The 24,552-nt window shown below is 33.5% G+C and carries 20 protein-coding genes; 11 read left to right on the top strand and 9 right to left on the bottom strand.

Annotated features, from left to right (window positions below):
* Nucleotides 1-10: 10 nt before the first annotated feature.
* The 5 genes from FPG59_RS05150 to FPG59_RS05130 all read left to right on the top strand — a co-directional run bounded on the left by FPG59_RS05150 (nt 11) and on the right by FPG59_RS05130 (nt 8,113).
* Nucleotides 11-1,432, top strand: a complete 1,422-nt coding sequence (locus tag FPG59_RS05150; RefSeq protein ID WP_086453554.1) for a glycogen synthase — start codon at nt 11-13, stop codon at nt 1,430-1,432.
* Nucleotides 1,429-2,709, top strand: coding sequence for a glucose-1-phosphate adenylyltransferase (locus tag FPG59_RS05145; RefSeq protein ID WP_086453553.1), 1,281 nt, complete (start codon nt 1,429-1,431; stop codon nt 2,707-2,709). Before FPG59_RS05150 ends, FPG59_RS05145 begins: the two co-directional genes overlap by 4 nt.
* 38 nt (nt 2,710-2,747) lie before the next feature.
* Nucleotides 2,748-4,655, top strand: coding sequence for a 1,4-alpha-glucan branching protein GlgB (gene glgB, locus FPG59_RS05140; protein ID WP_086453552.1), 1,908 nt, complete (start codon nt 2,748-2,750; stop codon nt 4,653-4,655).
* Nucleotides 4,656-4,816: 161 nt separating this feature from the next.
* Complete coding sequence (locus FPG59_RS05135; protein WP_086453551.1) at nt 4,817-7,222, top strand: glycoside hydrolase family 31 protein; 2,406 nt, start codon at nt 4,817-4,819, stop codon at nt 7,220-7,222.
* 78 nt (nt 7,223-7,300) lie between these two features.
* A complete protein-coding gene (locus tag FPG59_RS05130) occupies nt 7,301-8,113 on the top strand; it encodes a M48 family metallopeptidase (RefSeq protein WP_086453550.1) in 813 nt (270 codons plus the stop codon).
* Nucleotides 8,114-8,181: 68 nt separating this feature from the next.
* Here FPG59_RS05130 and FPG59_RS05125 read toward each other — a convergent pair whose 3' ends face one another.
* Together FPG59_RS05125 and FPG59_RS05120 are read right to left on the bottom strand one after the other, a co-directional pair.
* Complete coding sequence (locus tag FPG59_RS05125) at nt 8,182-9,105, bottom strand: IS3 family transposase (RefSeq protein WP_254906648.1); 924 nt, start codon at nt 9,103-9,105, stop codon at nt 8,182-8,184.
* Nucleotides 9,015-9,548, bottom strand: a complete 534-nt coding sequence (locus FPG59_RS05120; RefSeq protein WP_086453548.1) for a helix-turn-helix domain-containing protein — start codon at nt 9,546-9,548, stop codon at nt 9,015-9,017. Before FPG59_RS05120 ends, FPG59_RS05125 begins: the two co-directional genes overlap by 91 nt.
* Before the next feature lie 172 nt (nt 9,549-9,720).
* On the opposite strand from FPG59_RS05120, the gene FPG59_RS05115 reads away from it, so the two are divergent.
* On the top strand, nt 9,721-11,049 hold the full coding sequence (locus tag FPG59_RS05115) for an MFS transporter (RefSeq protein WP_086453547.1): 1,329 nt from the start codon (nt 9,721-9,723) through the stop codon (nt 11,047-11,049).
* A 32-nt stretch (nt 11,050-11,081) separates the two neighbouring features.
* On the opposite strand, the gene FPG59_RS05110 is transcribed toward FPG59_RS05115, so the two are convergent.
* From FPG59_RS05110 to FPG59_RS05095, 4 genes are read right to left on the bottom strand one after another with little or no spacing between them, the layout of a single operon-like run.
* On the bottom strand, nt 11,082-11,816 hold the full coding sequence (locus FPG59_RS05110) for a head GIN domain-containing protein (RefSeq protein WP_086453546.1): 735 nt from the start codon (nt 11,814-11,816) through the stop codon (nt 11,082-11,084).
* 17 nt (nt 11,817-11,833) lie between these two features.
* The gene (locus tag FPG59_RS05105) at nt 11,834-12,895 is read right to left on the bottom strand and encodes a hypothetical protein (RefSeq protein ID WP_254906647.1); all 1,062 of its coding nucleotides are present in this window, start codon (nt 12,893-12,895) and stop codon (nt 11,834-11,836) included.
* Nucleotides 12,879-13,415 (bottom strand): anti-sigma factor, encoded by a 537-nt coding sequence (locus FPG59_RS05100; protein WP_086453545.1) that lies wholly within the window; start codon nt 13,413-13,415, stop codon nt 12,879-12,881. Before FPG59_RS05100 ends, FPG59_RS05105 begins: the two co-directional genes overlap by 17 nt.
* Entirely contained in the window at nt 13,412-13,966 is a 555-nt protein-coding gene (locus FPG59_RS05095; protein WP_086453544.1) for an RNA polymerase sigma factor, read from the bottom strand. The genes FPG59_RS05100 and FPG59_RS05095 overlap by 4 nt, the downstream gene beginning before the upstream one ends.
* Before the next feature lie 285 nt (nt 13,967-14,251).
* Between FPG59_RS05095 and lon the strand changes: the two genes are divergently transcribed.
* Nucleotides 14,252-16,702, top strand: a complete 2,451-nt coding sequence (lon, locus tag FPG59_RS05090) for an endopeptidase La (protein ID WP_086453543.1) — start codon at nt 14,252-14,254, stop codon at nt 16,700-16,702.
* 90 nt (nt 16,703-16,792) lie between these two features.
* On the opposite strand, the gene FPG59_RS05085 is transcribed toward lon, so the two are convergent.
* The gene (locus FPG59_RS05085; protein WP_086453542.1) at nt 16,793-17,596 is read right to left on the bottom strand and encodes an alpha/beta hydrolase; all 804 of its coding nucleotides are present in this window, start codon (nt 17,594-17,596) and stop codon (nt 16,793-16,795) included.
* 182 nt (nt 17,597-17,778) lie between these two features.
* Here FPG59_RS05085 and porQ point away from each other — a divergent pair, with 182 nt between their 5' ends.
* The 3 genes from porQ to FPG59_RS05070 all read left to right on the top strand — a co-directional run bounded on the left by porQ (nt 17,779) and on the right by FPG59_RS05070 (nt 20,981).
* A complete protein-coding gene (gene porQ, locus FPG59_RS05080; protein ID WP_086453541.1) occupies nt 17,779-18,801 on the top strand; it encodes a type IX secretion system protein PorQ in 1,023 nt (340 codons plus the stop codon).
* 33 nt (nt 18,802-18,834) lie between these two features.
* Nucleotides 18,835-19,530: a (d)CMP kinase gene (cmk, locus tag FPG59_RS05075; protein ID WP_086453540.1), complete on the top strand. Its 696-nt coding sequence runs from the start codon at nt 18,835-18,837 to the stop codon at nt 19,528-19,530.
* 74 nt (nt 19,531-19,604) lie between these two features.
* Nucleotides 19,605-20,981, top strand: a complete 1,377-nt coding sequence (locus FPG59_RS05070) for a nucleoside permease (protein ID WP_086453539.1) — start codon at nt 19,605-19,607, stop codon at nt 20,979-20,981.
* 51 nt (nt 20,982-21,032) lie between these two features.
* On the opposite strand, the gene FPG59_RS05065 is transcribed toward FPG59_RS05070, so the two are convergent.
* Nucleotides 21,033-21,632, bottom strand: coding sequence for a hypothetical protein (locus FPG59_RS05065; protein WP_086453538.1), 600 nt, complete (start codon nt 21,630-21,632; stop codon nt 21,033-21,035).
* A gap of 303 nt (nt 21,633-21,935) precedes the next feature.
* Between FPG59_RS05065 and rpsA the strand changes: the two genes are divergently transcribed.
* Nucleotides 21,936-23,714, top strand: a complete 1,779-nt coding sequence (gene rpsA / locus FPG59_RS05060; RefSeq protein WP_086453537.1) for a 30S ribosomal protein S1 — start codon at nt 21,936-21,938, stop codon at nt 23,712-23,714.
* 233 nt (nt 23,715-23,947) lie between these two features.
* Here rpsA and FPG59_RS05055 read toward each other — a convergent pair whose 3' ends face one another.
* Nucleotides 23,948-24,478 (bottom strand): biopolymer transporter ExbD, encoded by a 531-nt coding sequence (locus tag FPG59_RS05055; protein ID WP_086453536.1) that lies wholly within the window; start codon nt 24,476-24,478, stop codon nt 23,948-23,950.
* Between the last annotated feature and the right edge of the window lie 74 nt (nt 24,479-24,552).

Genomic DNA, 24,552 nt, shown 5'->3' with positions numbered 1-24,552 from the left:
AATTAAATTCATGGAGTTATTTCATATTAGTGCTGAATGTTTTCCCGTTGCAAAAGTTGGTGGTCTTGCAGATGTTGTAGGCGCCCTTCCTAAGTATCAAGCACAAGCAGGACATGAAGTACGGGTTATAATCCCAGAATATGATGTGGTTTTCATGAATGAAAATGCATTTGAAACTGTTTTTCATGGTAATGTGCCTTTAGGGACGTTTAATTTTTCATTTACAGTTCACAAAGAAGCAACCAATAAATTAGGATTTGAGTTGTATTTGATAGCCATTCAAGAATTATTTGATAGGAAGCAAGTCTATGGTTTTCAAGATGATATTGAACGTTTTTTAGCATTTCAGATCGCTGCTTTAGATTTTATTTCAAATAGAGATACAATTCCAGATATTATCAATTGCCATGACCATCATACAGGTTTAATTCCGTTTATGATGTTGTACAGCTTTAAATATGAAAAAATCCGAGCAGTTCCTTCCGTGATTACAATCCATAATGGTTTGTACCAAGGACAATTTGGGTTTGAAAAAATGAATTACATTCCAGAGTTTGATTTAATTCATAAGAATGTTTTGGAATGGGATCATTGCATTAATTCATTGGCTGTAGCCGTAAAATGTGCAGGTGGAGTTACAACTGTTTCACCTAGCTATTTAGACGAAATAAATGGTTTTGCTAATGGATTAGAATCGCTGTTTCAAAATGTACGGTACAAGTCCAAAGGAATTTTGAACGGAATAGATGTAGAAATTTGGAATCCTCTGACGGATGAAATGATAGAAAGGAATTACACAATAGCTGACTTTGAAACTGGAAAAAAGGCCAATAAAGAAAAGCTTTGTTCACTTTTTAATCTAGATGCAACAAAACCACTTTTTAGTTTTATAGGAAGATTATTTGATGAAAAAGGAGGTGATTTACTACCAGACGCAGCATTCTTTGCCTTGAAAGAACATGCCAATGAAATCAACATTTTTGTTTTAGGGTCTGGAAATGCAACCATTGAGGATAAATTAAAAAATCTTATACCTGAATTTAAAGGTAATTTTAATGCCAGTATTGGTTACAATGAAGCTTTAGCGCATTTAGTTTATGCAGGTTCTGATTTTATGTTAATGCCATCAAGAGTGGAGCCATGTGGACTGAATCAAATGTATGCTATGCGTTACGGGACAATTCCTATAGTGCGTAGAACAGGAGGATTAAGAGATACTGTAATTGATTTTGGTGATGATGGAAACGGTATTTGTCATGACCAGGCATCTGTTGTGGATATTTGTTATTCAATACGGCGTGCAAAACAGCTTTTTCAAGACAAAGAAGCAATTAACGAAGTTATTGAGAGAGGAATGAAAACAGACAATTCGTGGGAACGTGTCTGTCAAGAATATTTAGAAATGTACAATGCTATAATTGACAAAAAATGAACGCTAAAAAGAAAAATGTTATTGCAATTATTTTAGGTGGTGGACAAGGTTCCAGATTATATCCTTTAACAGAGTCGAGATCTAAACCTGCTGTACCTATTGGAGGGAAGTATAGATTGGTAGATATTCCTATTTCAAATTGTATGAATTCAGATATTTATAGAATATTTGTATTGACTCAATTCAATTCGGCGTCCTTAAATGCTCACATAAAAAACACCTATAACTTTAGCATTTTTAGTCATTCTTTTGTTGACATATTGGCTGCGGAGCAAACTCCAGATAACCCAACTTGGTTTCAAGGCACTGCAGATGCTGTAAGACAATGTATGCCCCATTTTTTAAATCATGAGTTTGATTATGCATTAATCCTTTCTGGAGATCAATTGTATCAAATGGACTTTAATGAGATGGTTGAAGAACATATCAAACGACAAGCCGATATTACCATTGCAACTTTACCAGTTAATGCAAAAGATGCACCCGAATTTGGTATCCTTAAAACTAATTCTGAAAGTTGTATTGAATCTTTTATTGAAAAACCTGCCAAAGAATTGCTCCCAGATTGGGAATCAGATGTAAGTGACCAAATGAAACAGGAGGGTAAGCATTACCTAGCCTCAATGGGTATTTATATCTTTAACAAAGATTTGTTAGTAGACATCATGTCTAATAAAGAAACAAAGGATTTTGGTAAAGAAATTATTCCACAGGCAGTGGGGCATAAAAAAATACTAAGTTATCAATATGAAGGATATTGGACCGATATTGGAAATATTGATTCTTTCTTTGAAGCTAACATTGGTCTAACAGAAGACTTACCAAAGTTTAATCTATTTGATGATACCAATAAGATTTTTACAAGACCGAGACTTTTGCCTCCTTCTAAATTTCAAAAGACCATGGTTGAACGTTCTTTGATATCTGAAGGTTGTATTTTGAATGCCAAAGAAATAAACAATTCTGTGATAGGAATTCGTTCAAGAATAGGAACTGGAACAGTTATTCAGAATTGTTACATTATGGGAAATGATTTTTATCAAAATATTGATGAGATGGATCATGACATTACCAATGGAAAACTATTAGTAGGAATTGGTGAGCGTTGCTACATCAATAATGCAATAGTAGATAAAAATTGCCGAATAGGGAATGATGTTCATATAAACGGAGGAAGTCATCTAGCTGATTTTTCTGCAGATTTATATGCCATTAAAGATGGTATTGTCGTAATAAAAAAAGGAGCCGTATTACCAGATAATTTTAGTATTAAATAATTTAAAAAGTACATCATTTAAATGTGCACAAATCCTATATGAATACTGTTATCACACACTCCCTTTTTACTGATTTTGATATTGACTTGTTCAAAGCGGGCAAGCATTTTAGGCTTTATGAAAAACTTGGTGCACACATTTTGTCTGTGAACGGAGTGCAAGGAGTGTACTTTGCAGTTTGGGCACCATCGGCTCATTCAGTATCTGTTGTAGGGGATTTTAATTTTTGGCAACAAAATGAACATTTGTTGAACGTAAGATGGGATTCATCAGGAATTTGGGAAGGATTTATTCCTAATATTGAAAAAGGAGCCATTTACAAGTACAAAATTCAATCTAGTATTGATGGGATTGTTTCTGAGAAAGCAGATCCTTTTGCTTTTTTTTGTGAGCAACCGCCAAAAACAGCCTCTGTAGTATGGGATCTTGAATACGAATGGGACGATGCAAAATGGATGCAAAATAGAAAAGAAAGAAATAGTTTAAACAAACCTTTTTCTGTTTATGAGATGCATTTAGGGTCTTGGAAACGTCACGTTGAGGATAATAGTTTTCTTTCTTATCAAGAATTAGCACTTGATTTAGTTCAATATCTCAAAGAAACCGGTTTTACTCATGTAGAATTTATGCCTATAATGGAATATCCTTACGATCCATCTTGGGGATATCAGTTAGTAGGATATTTTGCTCCAACATCTAGATTTGGAAATCCTCAAGATCTAATGTATTTGATAGATAAATTACATCAAGAGGGAATAGGAGTGATTCTGGATTGGGTGCCATCTCATTTTCCAGATGATGCACATGGTTTAGGATTTTTTGATGGTTCTAATCTTTTTGAACATCCAGATCGAAGAAAAGGCTATCATCCAGATTGGAAAAGTTTGGTGTTTAATTACGGACGCAATGAAGTTCGTTCTTTTTTGATCAGTAATGCCTTGTTTTGGTTACAGCATTACCATGCAGATGGATTGCGTGTAGATGCAGTGGCGTCTATGTTATATTTAGATTATTCACGAAAAGAAGGAGAGTGGGAGCCCAACATTTACGGAGGGCGAGAAAATTTGGATACAATTAGTTTTCTTAAAGAGTTTAATCAAGCAGTTTATCTTAATTACGAAGGTGTTCAAACCATTGCAGAGGAAAGTACATCGTTCCCAATGGTTTCAAGACCTACCTCTATAGGTGGTTTAGGTTTTGGGATGAAATGGATGATGGGTTGGATGCATGATACCTTGGATTATTTTAAAAAAGATACAATTTATAGAAAATACCATCAAAATGAGTTAACATTCTCTATGACATATGCCTTTACAGAAAATTTTATATTACCACTATCACATGATGAAGTGGTTTATGGTAAGAAATCTATTTTAGGAAGGATGCCAGGTGATGAGTGGCAACAATTTGCAAATCTTAGACTTTTATATGCCTATATGTTCATGCATCCAGGTACCAAGCTCTTGTTTATGGGCGGTGAATTTGGTCAAAGTAGCGAATGGAATTTTGAAAAAAGCTTAGATTGGCATTTATTAGAATTTTCTTTTCACAAAGGAATTAAAAAGATCATTACAGATTTGAATGCATTGTATAAATCGCAACCTGCATTGTATGAAAAACAATTTAGTCCTGATGGTTTTGAATGGATTAATTATTCGGATCATCAAAATGCAGTCTTTTCATTTATCAGAAAAGGAAATAATCAAGAAGATGATTTAGTTATTGTGTGTAATTTCACGCCAGTAGTTAGAGAAAACTATACCATTGGGATTCCAAGATCGGGTACTTTACAATCTATATTTAATAGTGATGAGACTATTTATGGAGGAAGCGGTGTTCAAAACTTAAACAGAATGTTAATTCAAGGTATTCCTTATGATAGTAGAGATTATTCTGTAGCCATAACACTGCCGCCATTGAGTGTAATTACTTTCCAGATTGTATAAATATATGTATGCAAATTTTAATTTTTATTTAAAAAAACGGTTAGTGCATGTCAAGAATCATATATAACGTTTTCGTTAATAAACAGCAGGTTTTAAATAGATTACGTTCATTTTTTGTATGTTTGATTTTTGAAAACTAGTCCAAATAAATACCATACCACATGATTACAAATACAGAACTAGAATATAAAGGAGATTTGTATCCTACAAAAATAGTATCGTTCGAACATGATGTTGATTCTGTTTATTTTCACACAGACAACAGTGTTATTTTAAAAGTAACGGTATTAAGAGATAGTTTAATACGTTTTAGATTTACTACTAAAGGCTATTTTAGCAATGATTTTTCGTACGCGGTAGATAAAAGCCATTCCCATGGGTATAATTTTCTTGAGGTAAGTGAGCACGAAATGTTTTACCAAATAAAAACAAGCAAAGTTAAGTGCAGGATTCAAAAATTAGACATGAGACTTTCTATTTATGACTTAGAAGATACCATTATATTAGAGGATGAACTAGGATTTCACTGGGAAGAAAGTTATGAATATGGTGGGAACATTGTAAAAATGAGTAAGTCATCAAAAGACGGGGAATGTTTTTACGGTTTAGGTGATAAAGCCACTCAAATGAATCTTAAAGGAAAACGTATTGAAAATTTTGCAACAGATCAATATGCATTTCAAAAAGATCAAGAACCACTTTATAAAGTAGTTCCATTTTACATCGGTTTACACAACAAAAAATCATACGGAATTTTCTTTGATAATACTTTTAGAACATTTTTTGATTTTTGCCATGAACGCCGCAACGTTACTAGTTATTGGGCCGAAGGTGGCGAAATGAATTATTATTTTATTTACGGTCCACAAATGCAAGATGTGGTAACAACTTACACAGATTTAACAGGTAAGCCAGAATTACCGCCTTTATGGGCGCTGGGATACCACCAGTGTAAGTGGAGTTACTATCCAGAGAGTAATTTAAAAGATGTTGCTGCTAAGTTTAGAGCGTTAAAAATACCTTGTGATGCTTTGTATCTTGATATTGATTACATGGATGGTTTTAGATGTTTTACATGGAACAAAAACTATTTCCCGGATCCTAAAAGAATGGTAGCTGAACTTGCCGAAGATGGTTTTAAAACAGTAGTAATTATTGATCCCGGGATAAAAATAGACAAGGAATATTCGGTTTACAAAGAAGCATTGGCAAATGATTATTTTTGTAAACGTGCCGATGGTCCTTACATGAAAGGGAAAGTCTGGCCAGGAGAATGTAATTTTCCTGATTTCACAAACCCCATAGTTAGAGAATGGTGGGCTGGTTTATTTAAAGAATTAATATCGGATATTGGTGTAAAAGGAGTTTGGAATGATATGAACGAGCCTGCCGTTATGGAGGTTCCTAATAAAACATTTCCTATGGACGTGCGTCATCATTACGATGGAAATCCATGTAGCCACAGAAAAGCACACAATATTTATGGTACCCAAATGGCTAGAGCTACCTATCATGGTGTAAAACGTTTTGCCTACCCTAAGAGGCCATTTGTTATTACACGATCAGCTTATGCTGGTGCGCAACGTTACACTTCTTCATGGACAGGTGACAATGTAGCTACATGGGAGCATTTATGGATTGCAAATATTCAAGTACAGCGCATGTCCATTTCAGGAATGGGTTTTACGGGTTCAGATATTGGAGGTTTTGCAGAGCAGCCCTCGGGGGAATTGTATGCTAGATGGATACAATTAGGAGTGTTTCACCCCTTTTGTAGAACGCATTCATCCGGAGATCATGGCGATCAAGAACCATGGGCTTTTGATGAGGAAGTCATAGATATCACAAGAAAGTTTGTAAATTTAAGATACCAATTGTTACCTTATTTGTATACCATGTTTTGGCAGTATATCGAAGAAGGTGTGCCAATGTTGAAACCATTAGTATATTTTGATCAAGAAGACATACAAACGCATTATCGTAATGATGAGTTTGTTTTTGGGAATCAAATATTAGTCTGTCCTATTTTAGAACCTAATGCTTTAGGTAGAAGAATGTATTTGCCTCGTGGTGAATGGTATAATTACTGGACAAACGAGCTTTGCAAAGGTGGAAAAGAACTTTGGGTGGATACTAAATTTGATCAAATTCCAATTTTTATAAAAGCAGGAGCCATTATTCCAAAATATCCGGTTCAACAATATGTAGGTGAACTCGAGTTTGATGAGTTGATACTAGATGTTTATTACAAAGATGGTAAAGAATTATCTGTAGTCTATGAGGATGCTCAAGACGGCTATGATTACAAAAAAGGACGCTATAGTTTTATGTCTTTCCAAGCTACTGGAAAAGAAAACGAAATGATTATTCAAGCTCATCAAGAAGGGAAGTACGTTACTAATTATTCAAAATATAAAATGAATTTAATAGGGTTGCCTTTTAAGGTTGAAACTTTAGAAATTGATAATGTAGCAGTCGCATTTGATAGCGATACCTTAGAAAGAGAAGGATATATTCTTGTTGAAAAAGGATTTATATCTTTTCATATTATGGGTAACTTGGATTAATATTGAAACTATTTTTAATAATTATGTAAGTACAGAAGGTGCATTTATTGTATTTTTGATTCTTATAAAATTACAGTTATGAAAAAATATGTATTAGTTGGTATGATCACATTAGGCATGGTATATTCTTGCGCTACTAATCCAGTTACAGGAAAAAAAATACTTAGTTTAAACCCTAATAATCAATTGTTCCCTGTTGCTTTTCAGCAGTACGATACTTTTTTAAAAGAAAATAAAGTAATTACAGGAACTGCCGATGCAAAGAAAGTGGAGGCTATTGGTTTCCGAATTAAAGCGGCAGCTGAAAAATATTTAGCTTACTTAGGACAATCACAGTATTTAACAGATTACCGTTGGGAATACAAATTAATTGAAAATAAAGAGGTAAATGCTTGGTGTATGCCAGGAGGAAAAATTGTAGTGTATTCTGGTATTTTGCCTGTAACAAAGGATGATGCTGGTCTTGCGACGGTTATGGGGCATGAAGTTTCGCATGCTCTTGCAGATCATGGTGCGCAACGTATGACTGCAGGACAAGCTCAGCAGGTACTTGGGCAAGTTATATCTGTTGCTGTTTCAGGAAAGAGTGAAAAAACACAGCAAATTATTGGTCAGGCCTATGGTTTAGGCTCTCAGTTTGGCGGTATGCTTCCTTTTAGTCGAAGCCATGAAACTGAAGCTGATAAAATAGGATTGGTTTTAATGACCATTGCAGGATATAATCCTGAAACTTCTATTGCTTTTTGGCAGCGCATGTCGGCTCAATCTAATGGTCAAGCACCACCAGAATTCATGAGTACACACCCGTCAGATGCTACCCGAATTGCTAATCTTCAAGCGTACATTCCCGAAGCAAAAGCTATTGCAGCTAAAGTAGGAGTGATTAAATAGAGCTAAACTTATTCACAATCTAAGCTATCCATTTTATACTGCACCCCAAAGTTTAGACAAATTTATAATTAATTTTGATAATAATGAGCTCGATATTGTATCGGGCTCATTCCTTTTAAATTGAGTTTTATTCTTTCATTATTGTAATATTTGATATATTGTATAATTTCAGTTTTTAAGTGGTTTATGTCTCTAAATTTCATAATATAAAACAGTTCTGATTTTAATATTCCAAAGAAGTTTTCAATAATTGCATTATCCAAACAGTTTCCTTTTCTAGACATACTTTGTACTAATCCTTTTTCTTTCAATAGTGTTTGATATTGTTTCATTTGATATTGCCAGCCCTGATCCGAGTGCAGTATTAGATTGGTATTATTAGGTATTCGTTTAAAAGACTTTTTAAGCATGTTGGTTATTTGATTAAAATTAGGTCTTTCAGATAATTCGTAACTTATTATTTCTCCATTATATAAATCAATAATTGGTGATAGATATAATTTGTTGCCAGAAACATTAAACTCTGTTACATCAGTTGCCCATTTTTCATAGGGATTTGCCGCCTTAAAATTGCGCTGTAAAATATTTGGAGCTATTTTCCCTTGTTCGCCTTTGTAGGATTTGTATTTTTTAACTCGTATTAAACTTTTCAATCCTAGAACCTTCATTAATCGCAATACCGTTTTGTGATTAATTACAATTCCTTTTTGTTTGATTACTAAAGTAATACGACGATATCGCAATCGACCTTTATGGTAGTTGTAAATCTGCTTAATCAATTCTTTAATGTCTTTGTATTTGTCGATTAATTGACTTCTTTTTTCATGGTAATAATAACTACTTCTAACCATTTTCATACAATTGAGAAGAACCTCTAAATCGTATTTATGCCTTAATTCCATTATGGTTTGAGCCTTTTGTTTTGATTGGCTTGTTCGGACTGAACTAAGGCATTGAACTTTTTTAAAATTTCGTTCTCTGCTCGCAAATATTCTAGTTCCTTTAAAAGTTCTTCTTCTCTGGTTAATGGTTTGTCTGTTTTTCGTTGTTTTCTCTTAAAATTCATAGATGCTGGTCTTCCTTTGGATTTAGGTTGTAAACCTACCGAACCTTCTTTTGCATATTCCCTTTGCCAACGTCTTATTATCGAACTTGTGGGAATATTAAATGTTAAACAGGCTTGATTCAAAGATAATGACTTACTTTCAATACTTTGTAGAACTTTTAACTTAAAACGTATACTATAACTTGCGTTTTTTTGGACAGGCAAAAGACCTTCGTTTCCAAATTTAAGATACCACCTAATCCAATCTTTAAGGCTAGTTATGCTTACATCATTCTCTTTAGCGATGACACTTAGTGATTGACGATTTTTTAAAACTTCATTTACACAGCGAAGTTTAAATTCATAATTGTAACTGACTTTTCTTTCCATAAAAATACCCCCAGATAATGTCTAATTATTTGGGGGCAGTTCATTTTGGGTAGCTTTTTTTGTTTACATATGATGATTGCATGAATAATGATTTCTTAATGTGTAAAAAAAATAGGATTTGCATTGTTCTTAAAAAAAAATAAATACATTCGTATTCAAAAAAATAAAACAAATGGCTGAATTAGAAAAAGGAAGTAAAAAATTATTAAATGCGTGGGCTTTTTATGATTGGGCAAATTCGGTATACACCTTAACAATTGCATCAGCTGTTTTTCCTATTTTTTATGATGCACTGTTTGCCGACCGTAGTCATTATATTGATGTTTTTGGGATGCACCTTAAAAATTCAGCGTTGATAAGTTTTATTACTGCTTTTGCTTTTTTGCTAGTTTCATTCTTATCTCCATTATTATCTGGAATTGCTGATTATGTTGGAAATAAAAAAGCGTTTATGAAGTTTTTTTGTTACTTGGGGGCCTTATCCTGTATGGGTTTGTATTGGTTTGACCTTAATAATATATATGTTGGTTTATTATTTTATTTATTAGGTTTAATAGGATATTGGGGGAGTTTGGTTTTTTACAACTCTTATTTACCAGATATTGCACATGAAGAGCAGCAAGATCAAATAAGTGCTAAGGGCTATTCCATGGGATATATAGGAAGTGTGATTTTATTAGTTATTAATTTATTGATGATTATGAAACCTAAGCTTTTTGGAATTTCTGGAACAGATGGAGAAGCAGCAATGAAAGCAATGCGCTACTCTTTTGTTATGGTAGGTGTTTGGTGGATTCTTTTTAGCCAATATTCATATTATTATTTACCCAACGGCAACAAAAATAGCGGTCACAAAGTTACCCGTCAAGTAGTGTTTAATGGTTTTAATGAACTCAAAAAAGTATGGCTTTTATTGCAAGAAAATAAAGCTTTAAAAGCATATTTAAGAAGTTTTTTTGTGTCGAGTATGGCTGTACAAACCGTGATGCTCGTAGCAACTTATTTTGGTGCACAAGAAATTGAATGGCCCACTAAAGAAGAAGGAACAATAGGTTTGATAATTTGTATTTTGCTCATTCAATTGGTTGCTGTTTTAGGAGCTTTCTTAACGTCAAGAGCTTCTAGTAAATTTGGTAATTTCCCAACGTTAATTTTTATCAATTGCTTTTGGGTTTTACTTTGTGTGGCAGCATACTTCATTACTCAACCTTTAGAATTTTATATTATGGCGAGCTGTGTAGGACTTGTTATGGGTGGTATTCAGTCCTTATCCAGGTCTACTTATTCAAAGTTACTACCTCAAACAAAGGATACAGCATCATTTTTTAGTTTTTATGACGTAGCCGAAAAAATAGGTATTGTTATAGGAATGGTGGTGTATGGAATCGTAGATCAAATTACAGGAAGCCCTAGACTTGCTATTGCTATATTAGCGCTTTTCTTTATAATTGCTGTAATTCTGTTGAATAAAGTACCAAAAAAAGGTGTTTTACAATCGTAAAACACCTTTTTAATATCTTTTGAAATAGGTTTTTAGGATTTCGATATACTCCCTGATCCACTTACTTTGGTGTCTTTTTTCTTTGGATCGCCTTTGTATTCAATATCACCTGAACCAGAAACTCTAGCGTGTAAGTTATCAGAACAATAAACAGTAGTGTCTCCTGAACCTGATACGGCAGCATGAACGTTTTTAGCTTTCAGTTTTGAAGTATCGATATCTCCAGAACCGTTTAGAGCTGTATTTAATTCGTCTGTAGTTCCTGAAATAGTGACATCCCCGGATCCTGTTACATCTATTGCAACTGAATTTGATGCAACTTCTAAATTAATATCCCCAGAACCAGTTAACTGTACTGATAACGAATTACTATTGATTGTTTTTTTTGTATTAATATCACCTGATCCAGTCAAACTTATTTTGTTGATTTCCTCAAAGGGAACCGAAATTAAAATTTGCTTGCCTTTACTCGTGCTCAAGTACTTATTTTTTTCAGAACTAATTTTAAGTATATTGTTTACAACTTCAATTTTTAAGAAAGGAATTAAATTTTCCTCACCTTTAACTGTGATGTCTCCTTCTTTTCCTGAAACCAGTTCTACATCAAAGAATCCGGATACAGCAATAGCATCATAATCTGTTGTGGTTCTTTTTTCAGAAACTATGTTTCCATTTCCTTGAATTTTATTTTTGCTAGACCACTGAGCAAAGGTTAAATTAGCAGATAATAAGGCGCAACCTGCAAGTAATAAAAGTGATTTTTTCATAATTAATTTAGTTTAGTTTATTGGTTTTGTGTGAGCACTACGTTCCCATAATTAGATGTAATAGCCATGCTATTTATTCCTTTTCTTTTATGAAAGCCAGTGTATTTTTTTGTTTGTGAGGTTTCTTCTTTACTGTCCATTTCAAGAGCGCTATCGTATTTTAGATTAGCATATTTTAAAATGGCATTCAAATCAAAATAATAATTGGGTTGAAAACCAATAGTTATTCCTGTATAAGCTGTTGATATCATTTGAGACTTAGCTTTAGCATGAACAGATTGAATAGCAAGCGAACTGTATTTTGTTTGGAGTGATAAGCTTCCTGTAATTTCTCCGATTTGAATAGTAAGATAGTCTCCACTAGCTTCTAGGTTTCTTATTTTTGAGATTTTAATTTTACCATAATCACTACTATAAGCAACAGAATCTCCATTTAAGATTTCTATATCTGTATAATCAGATGTTAATTGAAGTTTGGAGGTCTCATCAATCTTAATACTTGAATATCTTGCGTTAATTTGTCCGTTTTTAATAAGCTCTATGCTGGAATTGTTGCAATATTCAATATTGATGTCGCTAATTCCTTGTAATTTTCCAGTGGTAATCTTACCGTATTTGCATTTTATTTCAGCATTTGATGCAATATCAGTAGTGGTAATGTTACCATATTTGTTATTCAATTTAATACTTCCATTTCTAGGTATTTTGAGAATGTAATTTATTTCAAAACTATTTTTTTTTCCAGAACTTTTAATATTCGAATTTTCAAATATTGTTTTTGCGGTTACTAATCCTTTTAGAGCTTGTATATCAATTGTTATAGCGTCTATTTTTTGATTGACCCAATTTTCGTTGTCACCGCTAACTCTTATTTGAACATCTAGTTCTATTTTATCTTCGTCCCATGTAGTTACAATAAGAGAACCGTATGAATTATCTACCGCTAGAATAGCATTAGAATTAACATAGTATGCTTTTTTGATGTTTTTTTGTTTAGAATGAATAAAATCATTTGTAGCTGCCTGCACTAAAAATGGTGCTATTAGCAAGAATAGTATATAGTTATATTGTTTTTTCATCTGGAAATACGTTTTTGTTTTCGTTGTTTTCAAGGTGTTCGAGTACCTTTTGCAAAAAAGAAATGCGTGTTTGTAAGTTACTAATCATAGCATAAATAATCTGTTTACTTTCGCCATTGACTTCTAATTCCTGAATTATTTTTTCATAGTCAGCATCTAGTTGTTTCATTTGTTTTAGTGCATCGGCTATAATTTTCTTGTTTTCGGGTGACTTCTTTTCTTCAATTTTTTCTAATTCTCTTTCAATTAAAACTGTAAAAATAGAATCGGTTTGAATGGTTTCTTTTGATGCGTATTGCAATTCCGAAGGTTTTTTATAGGTTGGATCACCCATAGTTGTAAATAAGAATATTGCTATTGACGCCGCAATGCCAATACTTACTATGAATCTCCAATTAAATTTCTTTTGATTTAATTTTTCTTTAAAACGCAATTCATGATTTGCTTCTAAATTCTCAATGTCCCATTGAAATTGGTGTTTAATAAAGAGTTCGTCTATTGGGTCTGCGTTCCTTTTCATATTTCTTCTAATTTTTTTCTCAAACTGTCTTTGGCTCGGCTCAAGGTTGTTCTGCAATTTGCGTAGCTAATATTAAGTATTTCACTAATCTCTTCTTGGTCATATCCTTCAATGTAAAATAATGTCAAAACCATCTGATAGTTATATTTTAAAGTTGCTATAGTTTCTAAAATTTGTTTGACTTTCAAATTAGTAAAGTCACTATTAATAGAGAAATCCGAATCTATATCTTCAATTTTATGTAAAGTCACCTCAAAATCTTCCGGCTTAAACTGATTATTTTTTTTATAAAAATCAATGCTTTGGTTAACCACAATTCTTTTTAACCAAGCACCAAATGAAACTTCTTGCTTGTAATGTTCAAGTTTTGCGAATGCCTTTAAAAAACTTTCTTGCATTACATCCTCAGCATAATGGCTGTCTTTTACAATTCTTATAGCTACATTATACATAGCAGAAGCATAACGATTGTATACTTCGTATTGTGCTTTTTGATTGTTTTGCTTGCACAATACAATCAGCTCCTCGATATTACATTGGTTAATGTTCAAATAGTGGTTTCGTTTTAATAAAGACTTGGTAATGGTATAAATGTTACACTTTGTATAAATATAAGTTTTAAAGATATTGATTTACTGCAAACCATTTGTTTTTATGAATCTTATTTATAAGATAATTAGCTTTTGATTCATTTCTTTTGGCATAAAGATTGAGACTTTTACTTGATGGTCATTTAATAAAGATTAATCCTTGTTTTTTTCAATAAAGACGATTCTGAAATCCTATATTTGTGATCCAAAAACTTTTTTTAATGACAAAAAGACTTAATTAAATATATGTCAAATCATAAAATACTTACCATTGACAATTTGTCACTTCAAGAATTTGATTCAGAAGCAGATTTAATTCCATTATTGACTCCAGAGGACGAAGAAGAAATGAATAATGAAGCTTTACCTGAATTGCTTGCCATTTTACCTTTGCGAAACATGGTTTTATTTCCGGGAGTTGTAATTCCTATTACAGCCGGTAGAGATAAATCGATTAAATTGATAAATGATGCCAATGCTGCGGGTAAAACCATAGGAGTAGTGGCTCAAATTAACGAGGAAGATGAAGATCCAACCAAAGATGATATTCATAAAATAGGTACTGTTGCTCGGATTTTACGCGTTTTAAAAATGCCAGATGGCAATGTGACTGTTATTTTACAAGGTAAAAAACGTTTCGAAATTGATTCGGTAGTTTCAGAGGAACCGTATTTAACTGCGAAAATAAAAGAAGTACCAGAGAAACGACCTAAGAAAAATGATTCAGAATTCTTAGCTATTCTTGATTCTATAAAAGAACTAGCGATTCAAATTATCAAAGAAAGTCCTAATATTCCTAGCGAAGCAACTTTTGCAATAAAAAACATTGAGAGTCAATCTTTTTTAATCAATTTCGTGACTTCAAACATGAATTTATTGGTTAAAGAAAAGCAAGATTTATTGGCTATCAATGAACTGAAAGGAAGAGCACTAGAGACTTTGCGTTATATGAATATCGAGTTGCAAAAACTCGAATTGAAAAATGATATTCAGTCAAAAGTTCGTTTTGATTTAGATCAGCAACAAAGAGAATATTTCTTGCACCAGCAAATGAAAACCATTCAAGAAGAATTGGGTGGCGTTTCGCAAGAGGAAGAAATGGACGAGATGCTTCAAAAATCCTTAACCAAAAAGTGGGATGAGAAGACTAAAAAGCATTTTGAAAAAGAACTTTCTAAAATGCGAAGGATGAATCCTCAGGCACCAGATTTTGGTATTCAAAGAAATTACTTAGAGTTGTTTCTTGATTTGCCTTGGAACGAATACTCCAAAGATATTTTTGATTTAAAACGCGCTCAAAAAATCTTAGATAGAGACCATTTTGGTTTAGAAGAAGTTAAAAAACGAATGATTGAGCATTTAGCTGTTTTGAAATTGCGTAACGATATGAAATCGCCAATCATTTGCTTGACAGGACCTCCAGGTGTTGGTAAAACCTCTATTGGGCGTTCTATAGCTGAAGCGTTGGGTAGAGAGTATGTGCGAATTTCATTGGGTGGTTTGCGTGATGAATCTGAAATTCGTGGTCACCGAAAAACGTATATTGGCGCTATGCCAGGCCGAATCATTCAAAGTTTGAAAAAAGCAGGTACATCAAATCCGGTTTTTGTTTTAGATGAAATTGACAAATTGTCAAACAGTCATCAAGGTGATCCATCATCAGCATTGCTTGAAGTTTTAGATCCGGAGCAAAACAATTCTTTTTATGATAATTTCCTAGAAATGGGATATGATCTTTCAAAAGTAATGTTTATTGCTACTTCAAATAATATGGCAGCCATTCAGCCCGCATTGCGTGACCGTATGGAAATCATCAAAATGTCAGGCTATACGATTGAAGAAAAAGTAGAAATAGCACGTCAGCATTTGTTTCCTAGACAATTAAAAGAACATGGTTTAACTACTAAAGATTTGACTATTGGTAAAAAACAATTGGAAAAAATTGTGGAAGGCTATACAAGAGAATCAGGCGTGCGTGGACTTGAGGGTAAAATTGCGCAAGTGATTCGAAACGCAGCTAAGTCAGTTGCAATGGAGGAAGAATATAATAAAAAAGTAACTGACGAAGATCTTGTAAAAACACTTGGTGTTGCGCGTTTAGAGCGTGATAAATACGAAAATAATGATGTAGCGGGAGTAGTTACTGGTCTAGCGTGGACTTCAGTAGGAGGTGATATTTTGTTTATCGAATCGTTGCTTTCTCCAGGGAAAGGCACCATGAGTATTACGGGTAATCTGGGTACTGTAATGAAAGAATCAGCTACAATTGCTTTGGAATACATCAAGGCCAATACTAAACTTTTAGGATTAGAATCGGATATGCTTTCTAAATACAACATTCATTTGCACGTTCCTGAAGGAGCAACTCCAAAGGATGGGCCAAGTGCAGGTATTGCTATGTTGACGTCATTAGTTTCTTTGTTTACTCAAAAACGTATCAAGAAGAACTTAGCCATGACTGGCGAAATTACTTTGCGTGGTAAAGTATTGCCTGTAGGCGGAATCAAAGAAAAAATTCTTGCTGCTAAAAGAGCAAATATTAAAGAAATCATCTTGTGTCACGAAAATAAAAATGATATTGACGAGATCAAACCAGAATATCTTGAAGGACTTACTTTTCATTATGTAAAGGAAATGAGCGAAGTATTGCAATTTGCTTTAACAGATCAGAAAGTTAAAAACGCAAAAACTTTGTAAGTAAGTCGTTTTCGAAATCAATAAAAATCCAAATTCCTAAACTGTTTTTTCAGTTCAAGAATTTGGATTTTTTTTATAAAAAAGGTATCCTTATTGCAATAGTGTGTTGACTTTTTGAATGAAAATAGTTGGGAATAATTGTGGCGCTTTTAAGTGGTCGCCCTCATATATCCAAAGTTCTTTTTTAGTTTTGGTATTGTTGTATACTGTTTCACATTGGCTAAACGGCACGTCTTTGTCGGTTTTAGAATGTATAAATAAAACGGGTACTGATTGTATGCTTTTGATATCTTCTGCTGCGGAATAAGGTGAAGTAACATACATACGAATCATTTGATGCTGTGCTTCGGGAGTTTTACTAACTGCTATTTCTGTAAAGGAACTAATAACACCATCAACAATTAATCCGCTTATTTTATCTTGATTGTTTTTGGTTAAATTAACCGCAACTTGTGTTCCCATTGATGCGCCGTAAATGATAATTTTTTTGTTTTTAAAGTCGGTATTTTTAAGAATTTCATTAAAAATAATTTGAGCGTCAGCTGCAATGTTGAGGTGAGTGGGTTTGCCGCTTGATTTTCCGTAGCCTCTCATGCTGATCATGATCACGGTATATCCGTCATTTACCAAAGGTTTTACATAACCTACATAACTCATACAATTACCACCGGCTCCATGAAAATAAAGTATAGTTGCCTTGGGTTGTTTTTGTTTTGGTGATAATACCACACTATTGATTGTGTCTTTTTCAATATAATAATTATGCTCTTTGAATTGTAAAGAATCTATTGTAATTGTTTTGGCTTTTTTTGGATAATAAAATTTATCGTCCATTTGAGCTTGAACATTATACATACATAAAAATAGTAGCGTTGTAAAAAGTAAATTTTTCATGGTTTTTAGTTTTAGGTTTTAATTCTTTGTCAAAACTAGGTGTAAACCAAACGATTCAAAAAGGTTTTATACTGAACTGTTGATTTTAAGGACTGAATTGTCCCTTTTTAAACTTTTCTTTTTCTAAAAAATAATATCTTCGCACTGGCGTTATCATTTTGTACTTTTGGCGCTTTTGCAACATGTTTAAAAAAATAGTGATATTCAGTTTGTTACTCTACGGTACCGCATCAATCGGTCAGATAGGCGGTAAAACAATATATCAGTTTTTAAATCTCGTTGCTTCTCCAAGGCAAGCGGCTTTAGGAGGGAAAGTGTTGACTATATATGATAATGATGTGAATCAAGCTCATTTTAATCCAGCCACAATCAATGCGGAGATGGATAATCATTTAGCGCTGAATTACGGAAATTACTATGGAGCGCTTACGTACGGGACTGCTTCTTATGCGTACACCTATGACAGACACCTGCAAACGTTTCAAGCGGGTGTAAATTATATCAATTATGGTAGTTTTGAGGGCTATGATGAAAATGGTCAAGCCACAGCTTCCTTTTCAGGAAGTGAAGTAGCCTTGTCTATGGGGTATGCGTACAATATTCCTTATACCGATTTGCATATTGGTGCTAGTGCCAAGTTGATTTCGTCTAGTCTAGAAACCTATCATTCTTTTGGAGGAGCATTAGACATTGGGGCTTTATATATTGATGAACGGAACGATGTCAATTGGGCGTTGGCCATACGAAATCTAGGGACTCAATTTTCAACTTACAATGGAGTTCGAGAAAAGTTACCCTTGGAGGTTTTAGTAGGAGTTTCGCAAGAGTTAGAAAATGTTCCTATTCGATGGCATTTAACATTAGAGAATTTACAACAATGGAATATTGCTTTTGCTAATCCAGCGCGATCAGAGCAATCTTTTAATGGAGCAGCAACTCCTGAAAAAGTGTCTTTTGTAAATAATGCATTGAGACATGTAATTACAGGAGTAGAGTTGTTTCCAAAAAGAGGATTCAACTTGCGTTTAGGATACAATTTTAGACGAGCCGAGGAGTTGCGCATTCTGGAACAACGCAATTTTTCGGGACTTTCTTTCGGTTTTGGACTCAAATTAAACAAACTCAAGTTCAATTATTCCTATTCCAGATATACGCTTGCTGGAAACACGAGTCTCTTTGGGCTAACCATAAATTTTCAAGAATAGTTTATTCATTTCAATTACCTTAAATTTTATATTTTGACAAAAAAAATTACCATTGCAATAGATGGATTTTCATCAACGGGGAAAAGTACGCTAGCAAAACAATTAGCGAAACATTTAGGATATATTTATGTAGACACAGGAGCAATGTATCGTGCCGTAACTTTTTTTGCTATGAAACAAGGGTACATCAATGCAGATGCTTTTGATAGTAGAACTTTAATTGCGAGTTTGTCTGCTATTAAACTGCATTTTGAATTTAATGCGGAGTTAGGATTTGCAGAGGTTTTTTTGAACGATGTTAATGTTGAAACCGAAATTCGAACCATTGAAGTGTCGCGTTTTGTGAGCAAAGTTGCTGAGGTTTCTCAAGTTCGAGCTAAATTAGTGGAACAACAAAAAGAAATGGGCAAGAACAAGGCAATTGTCATGGATGGACGAGACATTGGCACTGTGGTATTTCCTGATGCCGAGCTTAAAATATTCATGACGGCAAGTGCTAGCACCAGAGCACAAAGGCGATATGATGAGTTAATAGCTAAAGGAGATACAGTAACATATGAAGAAGTCCTGAAAAATGTAGAAGAACGGGATTACATAGATACCCATCGAGAAGATTCACCCTTAGTGATGGCGGAAGATGCAATTGAAATTGACAATTCACATTTAAGTCGTGAGGAACAATTTGCTCAAGTTTTAGAAATGGTATACGAAATCACTAAAACGATATAATTATTTGCAGATATCATTTTTAATGGTAGATTTACGCCTTGTAAATTTTTTAAAGTAAAAAAACAATTCATCTCATGGGAATTAAAAATAGATTGGTAATAATGAGTTTTCTCCAGTTTTTTGTTTGGGGAGCTTGGTTAATTACAATTGCAAATTATTGGTTTGGTACGAAAGGATGGGAGGGAACTCAGTTTGGATTGGTTTTTAGTACCATGGGAATCGCTTCTTTGTTTATGCCAACACTTACAGGTATTTTAGCAGACAGATGGATCAATGCTGAAAAGTTATATGGAGCACTACATATATTGTATGCTGCAGTTTTGTTTTATATACCGCAAGTTACTACACCTGAAAATTTTATTTACATTATGTTATTGGCTATGTGTTGTTATATGCCAACAATTGCACTGAGTAATTCAATTTCATACAATGCTTTGAAAACAAATGGTTTGGATGTAGTGAAGAGTTTTCCACCTATCCGTGTTTTTGGAACTATTGGTTTTATTGCAGCAATGTGGATCACCAACTTGACAGGAAATAAAGCAACTGCTTATCAATTTTACATTGCAGGTTTAGCAGCGGTGGCACTAGGTTTATACGCTTTTACTTTGCCGCCATGCAAGCCACAACGCTTATCTAAAGAAAATGCTTCTTTAATGGAAACCTTAGGATTAGAGTCGTTTAAATTGTTTGCTAATTATAAAATGGCTTTGTTTTTCATCTTCTCTATGTTTTTAGGAGGTGCTTTGCAGTTAACAAATGCATACGGAGACGTTTTTCTGGATGAGTTCAAGCATTTTCCTAAATACGCCGATTCGTTTGTAGTGGAATATTCTACAATTATCATGTCGATTTCTCAAATTTCTGAGACCTTGTTTATTTTAGCAATTCCGTTTTTCTTGAAGCGTTTTGGTATCAAGCAAGTAATGTTGATTAGTATGTTGGCTTGGGTATTGCGTTTCGGATTGTTTGCTTACGGAGATCCAACAAGCGGTTTGTGGATGATTATTATGTCTTGTATTGTGTACGGAATGGCATTTGATTTCTTTAATATATCAGGTTCATTATTTGTAGAGACTAATACTTATGCTAAAAACAGATCGTCAGCGCAAGGATTGTTTATGATGATGACCAATGGAGTTGGAGCAGTTTTAGGTAGTTTTACCTCTGGTTGGGCAATTGATAAATTTTTCACCAAATCATTTGCAGGAACTGGTGATTTAGCAGCTTTCTTGCAAACGGAACCTACTAATGCAAAAATGGCAGAGTTTGTTACAAGTCAAGGTAAAACTATTGGTGTAGACGGCTTTTTTGATTCGGTTATACTTATGAAAGATTGGCACACAATTTGGCTATCTTTTGCTTTGTACGCGCTAGCAATTGCAATAGCTTTTGCAGTTTTGTTCAAGCACAAGCATAATCCTGAAGATGTAGAGCAAATTAGTCACTAAAATAAATTCAAAACCCGATGCCAATTTGTATCGGGTTTTTTAATGAATCACTTAATTGTTTACTGATTCTTTAAAAGATTGAATGTTATAATCACTTTCGAAATCCAGAATTTTCAAAACATCATTTAGCGTTATTGTTTTTCTTTGAATTAGTGTTCGTAAAAAAGGGTACATTGATTCATGTTGTGCCTCATATTCTTGTCTGAAATAAATTTTATTTTTCACACCATTTTGTAAGCTATATTCAATCCAATTATTTGTACCGTTTGAAGCTAGTGGTTGTAAATCTAAACGATCAAGATTACTCTTGTAATATATTTTACCAATAAAATCCCCAACAGATATTTGAACTGATTGAATTTCTGATAAATCAATTTTAGTATTGTTTGTCACAAGGTATTCTTTTTCAAAAAGAATGAATCCCTCTAATTTGCCTTTGATTGGCTTGATTCTGTCTGTTCTTGTCATACCTAAATAGAAGTAAATTATAGCGAAAATTATTAATATGAAGGTAAAAATACCATGGTAGGGTTGAACTCGTATATTCAAAAACAAGGTTACAAATACTGCCAAAGGGATATAAAATGCTGTATTATTGTTGATTGTCAGTTTATTTTTATTAGGTATAAAAATTTGAAATGAATTGTACATAAACCTTCTTTTCTTACAAATATATGTAATTAGTAAGAAAATGTTAGGATAAAGTTGATTTTATCGTATTTTGTTCCTATTTGGAAAGACACGACCCTATTATTTCGTTTTATGTCGCTCCTGATTGATAAACAATTATCTAAGGTTTAAAATTTTGGTATTCAAGATTAATGTGTTACTTTTGCACACCTTTTGGTGAATAAGAGTTTCCATTGGGTTGCAGTAAATTATACCAACAACTTCTGCTGTTTTCTATCACATCATGAAACTCAAGAAAATACAGAATACAAATTTTTAATCAGCATGTCTGAACAAGTAAAATCACAAGAAGAGTTTTTAGCAAATTTTAACTGGCACAATTTCGAAGAAGGTATTGATGCTGTTGATGAAAAAAACTTATTAGAGTTTGAAGAATTAGTTTCTAAAACTTTTATTGCAACTGATCAAGAGGAAGTTGTAGAAGGTACAGTTGTAAGAATTACAGATAGAGACGTTATCGTTGATATCAACGCTAAATCTGAAGGTGTAATTTCATTGAATGAATTCCGTTACAACCCAGCATTAAAAGTAGGTGATACTGTTGAGGTATTAATTGACATCCGTGAGGATAAAACAGGTCAGTTAGTATTATCTCACCGTAAAGCACGTACTATCAAATCTTGGGATAGAGTTATTTCGGCTAACGAAACAGGTGAAATCGTTAATGGTTTTGTTAAATGCAGAACTAAAGGTGGTATGATCGTTGACGTTTTCGGAATTGAAGCGTTCTTGCCAGGATCTCAAATTGATGTTAAGCCAATTAGAGATTACGATGTATACGTAAACAAAATGATGGAGTTCAAAGTTGTGAAAATTAACCACGAATTCAAAAACGTAGTTGTATCTCACAAAGCGCTTATTGAAGCGGATATTGAAATCCAGAAAAAAGAAATCATTGGTCAATTACAAAAAGGACAAGTATTAGAAGGTGTTGTTAAAAACATTACTTCTTATGGTGTGTTTATTGACTTAGGTGGAGTTGATGGATTGATTCACATTACTGACCTTTCTTGGTCTAGAATCAACCACCCATCTGAAGTTCTTGAATTAGATCAAAAATTGAACGTTGTAATCCTTGATTTCGATGACGAGAAAACAAGAATTCAATTAGGATTGAAACAATTAAACGCTCACCCATGGGATGCTTTAAATGCTGATTTAAAAATTGGTGATAAAGTAAACGGTAAAGTAGTTGTAATCGCTGATTACGGTGCATTTATCGAAGTTGCTGAAGGTGTTGAAGGTTTAATCCACGTTTCTGAAATGTCTTGGTCTACGCACTTGCGTTCTGCTCAAGATTTCGTAAAAGTTGGTGATGTTGTTGAAGCTGTTATCTTAACTTTAGATAGAGATGATCGTAAAATGTCATTAGGTATCAAACAATTGTCTAAAGATCCTTGGACTGATATCACTGCTAAATACCCAGTAGGTTCTAAGCACACAGGTATCGTTAGAAACTTTACAAATTTTGGAATTTTCGTAGAACTTGAAGAAGGAATTGATGGTTTAATCTACATCTCTGACTTATCTTGGACTAAGAAAATCAAACACCCATCTGAATTCGTAAACGTTGGTGAAAAACTTGACGTTGTAGTATTAGAGTTGGATGTTGACGGACGTAAATTATCTTTAGGCCACAAACAAACAACTGCTAACCCTTGGGATCAGTACGAAGATTCATTCGCTGTAGGAACTATCCACAATGGTGAAATCTCTGAGATAGTTGACAAAGGAGCTACTGTAGAATTCGGAGATGATATCGTTGCTTTCATTCCAACTCGTCACCTTGAAAAAGAAGACGGAAAGAAATTGAAAAAAGGCGATACAGCTGATTTCAAAGTAATCGAATTCAACAAAGAATTCAAAAGAGTAGTTGCATCTCACACTGCTATCTTCCGTGAAGAAGAAGAGAAAAATGTGAAATCAGCTTCAGAAAACACATCATCTAATTCTTCTACAAATGCACCAGCTGCAACTTTAGGAGATAACAATGATATGTTAGCTGCATTGAAAGCTAAAATGGAAAAATCAGAGAAAAAATAATTTCTTGATTTTTTGAATATAGAAAGTCCCACAGCAATGTGGGACTTTTTTTGTGCTTGAATTTTTCTGGGAGCTAATCCTGCTATTCGCTGCAATCTTTTACAAAGCTTCTAGCTAGAGGCTAAAAGCTTTATAAAAGGATTTACGCTGCTATCAGGGCTAGGGAGTTTGTTTATAGTTGTCAATTACGTTTTAACATTGGTATTTATTGCAACGACTCAAAAAGTATGGGTCTAATTAGCTGCCAATAATTGAGATTCTTCTGGTGTGAACTCATTAATGATTGCGTAGGTATCAATTTTGGTAATAACCATTTCATCTAGAATGTCAACTAAATTTTTATAGTTACATTTTGTACTAGGTTTTATGATAACTGTGATTCCTCTTCCAGGTCGTCCTAATTGTGCAGAATAATCAAGTATACTTTTGTTTTGCTTTAAGAGCAATGTCCTAATCCCATTTTTTCCATATTCTATTTCTCTTGGAGGAGCTATCGGAAGATCTAAGGTCCCCGTATAAGTTATTAATTTATTATTATCTCCTAATAAAATGGTTACTGATCTATTTTCTCCACCACAAGCTCCATACCATCTACATGTATATTCATCATCATATGGTAAACCTAAACCAAAACTATTCGGCTTTGCCAAATCAATAGTGACCATGAAAAACACGATCAAAAGAAAAGACACACTAACCATAGCGGTTAAATCAACTCTAGACTCTAATTTTTTGCTTCTAATTTTTAAAGGTAGGTTTTTCATAGCATAAAGTTTATATTCTAAGGTAGTAAAAATAGTTTACGGTTGTTAAAAAAGTGCTAATTTATTTATATGTT

This window comes from Flavobacterium sp. FPG59 (assembly GCF_002150205.1).
Taxonomy (GTDB): domain Bacteria; phylum Bacteroidota; class Bacteroidia; order Flavobacteriales; family Flavobacteriaceae; genus Flavobacterium.
Note: the sequence above shows the minus strand (reverse complement) of the source record. Positions and strands in the feature narration are given on the sequence as shown.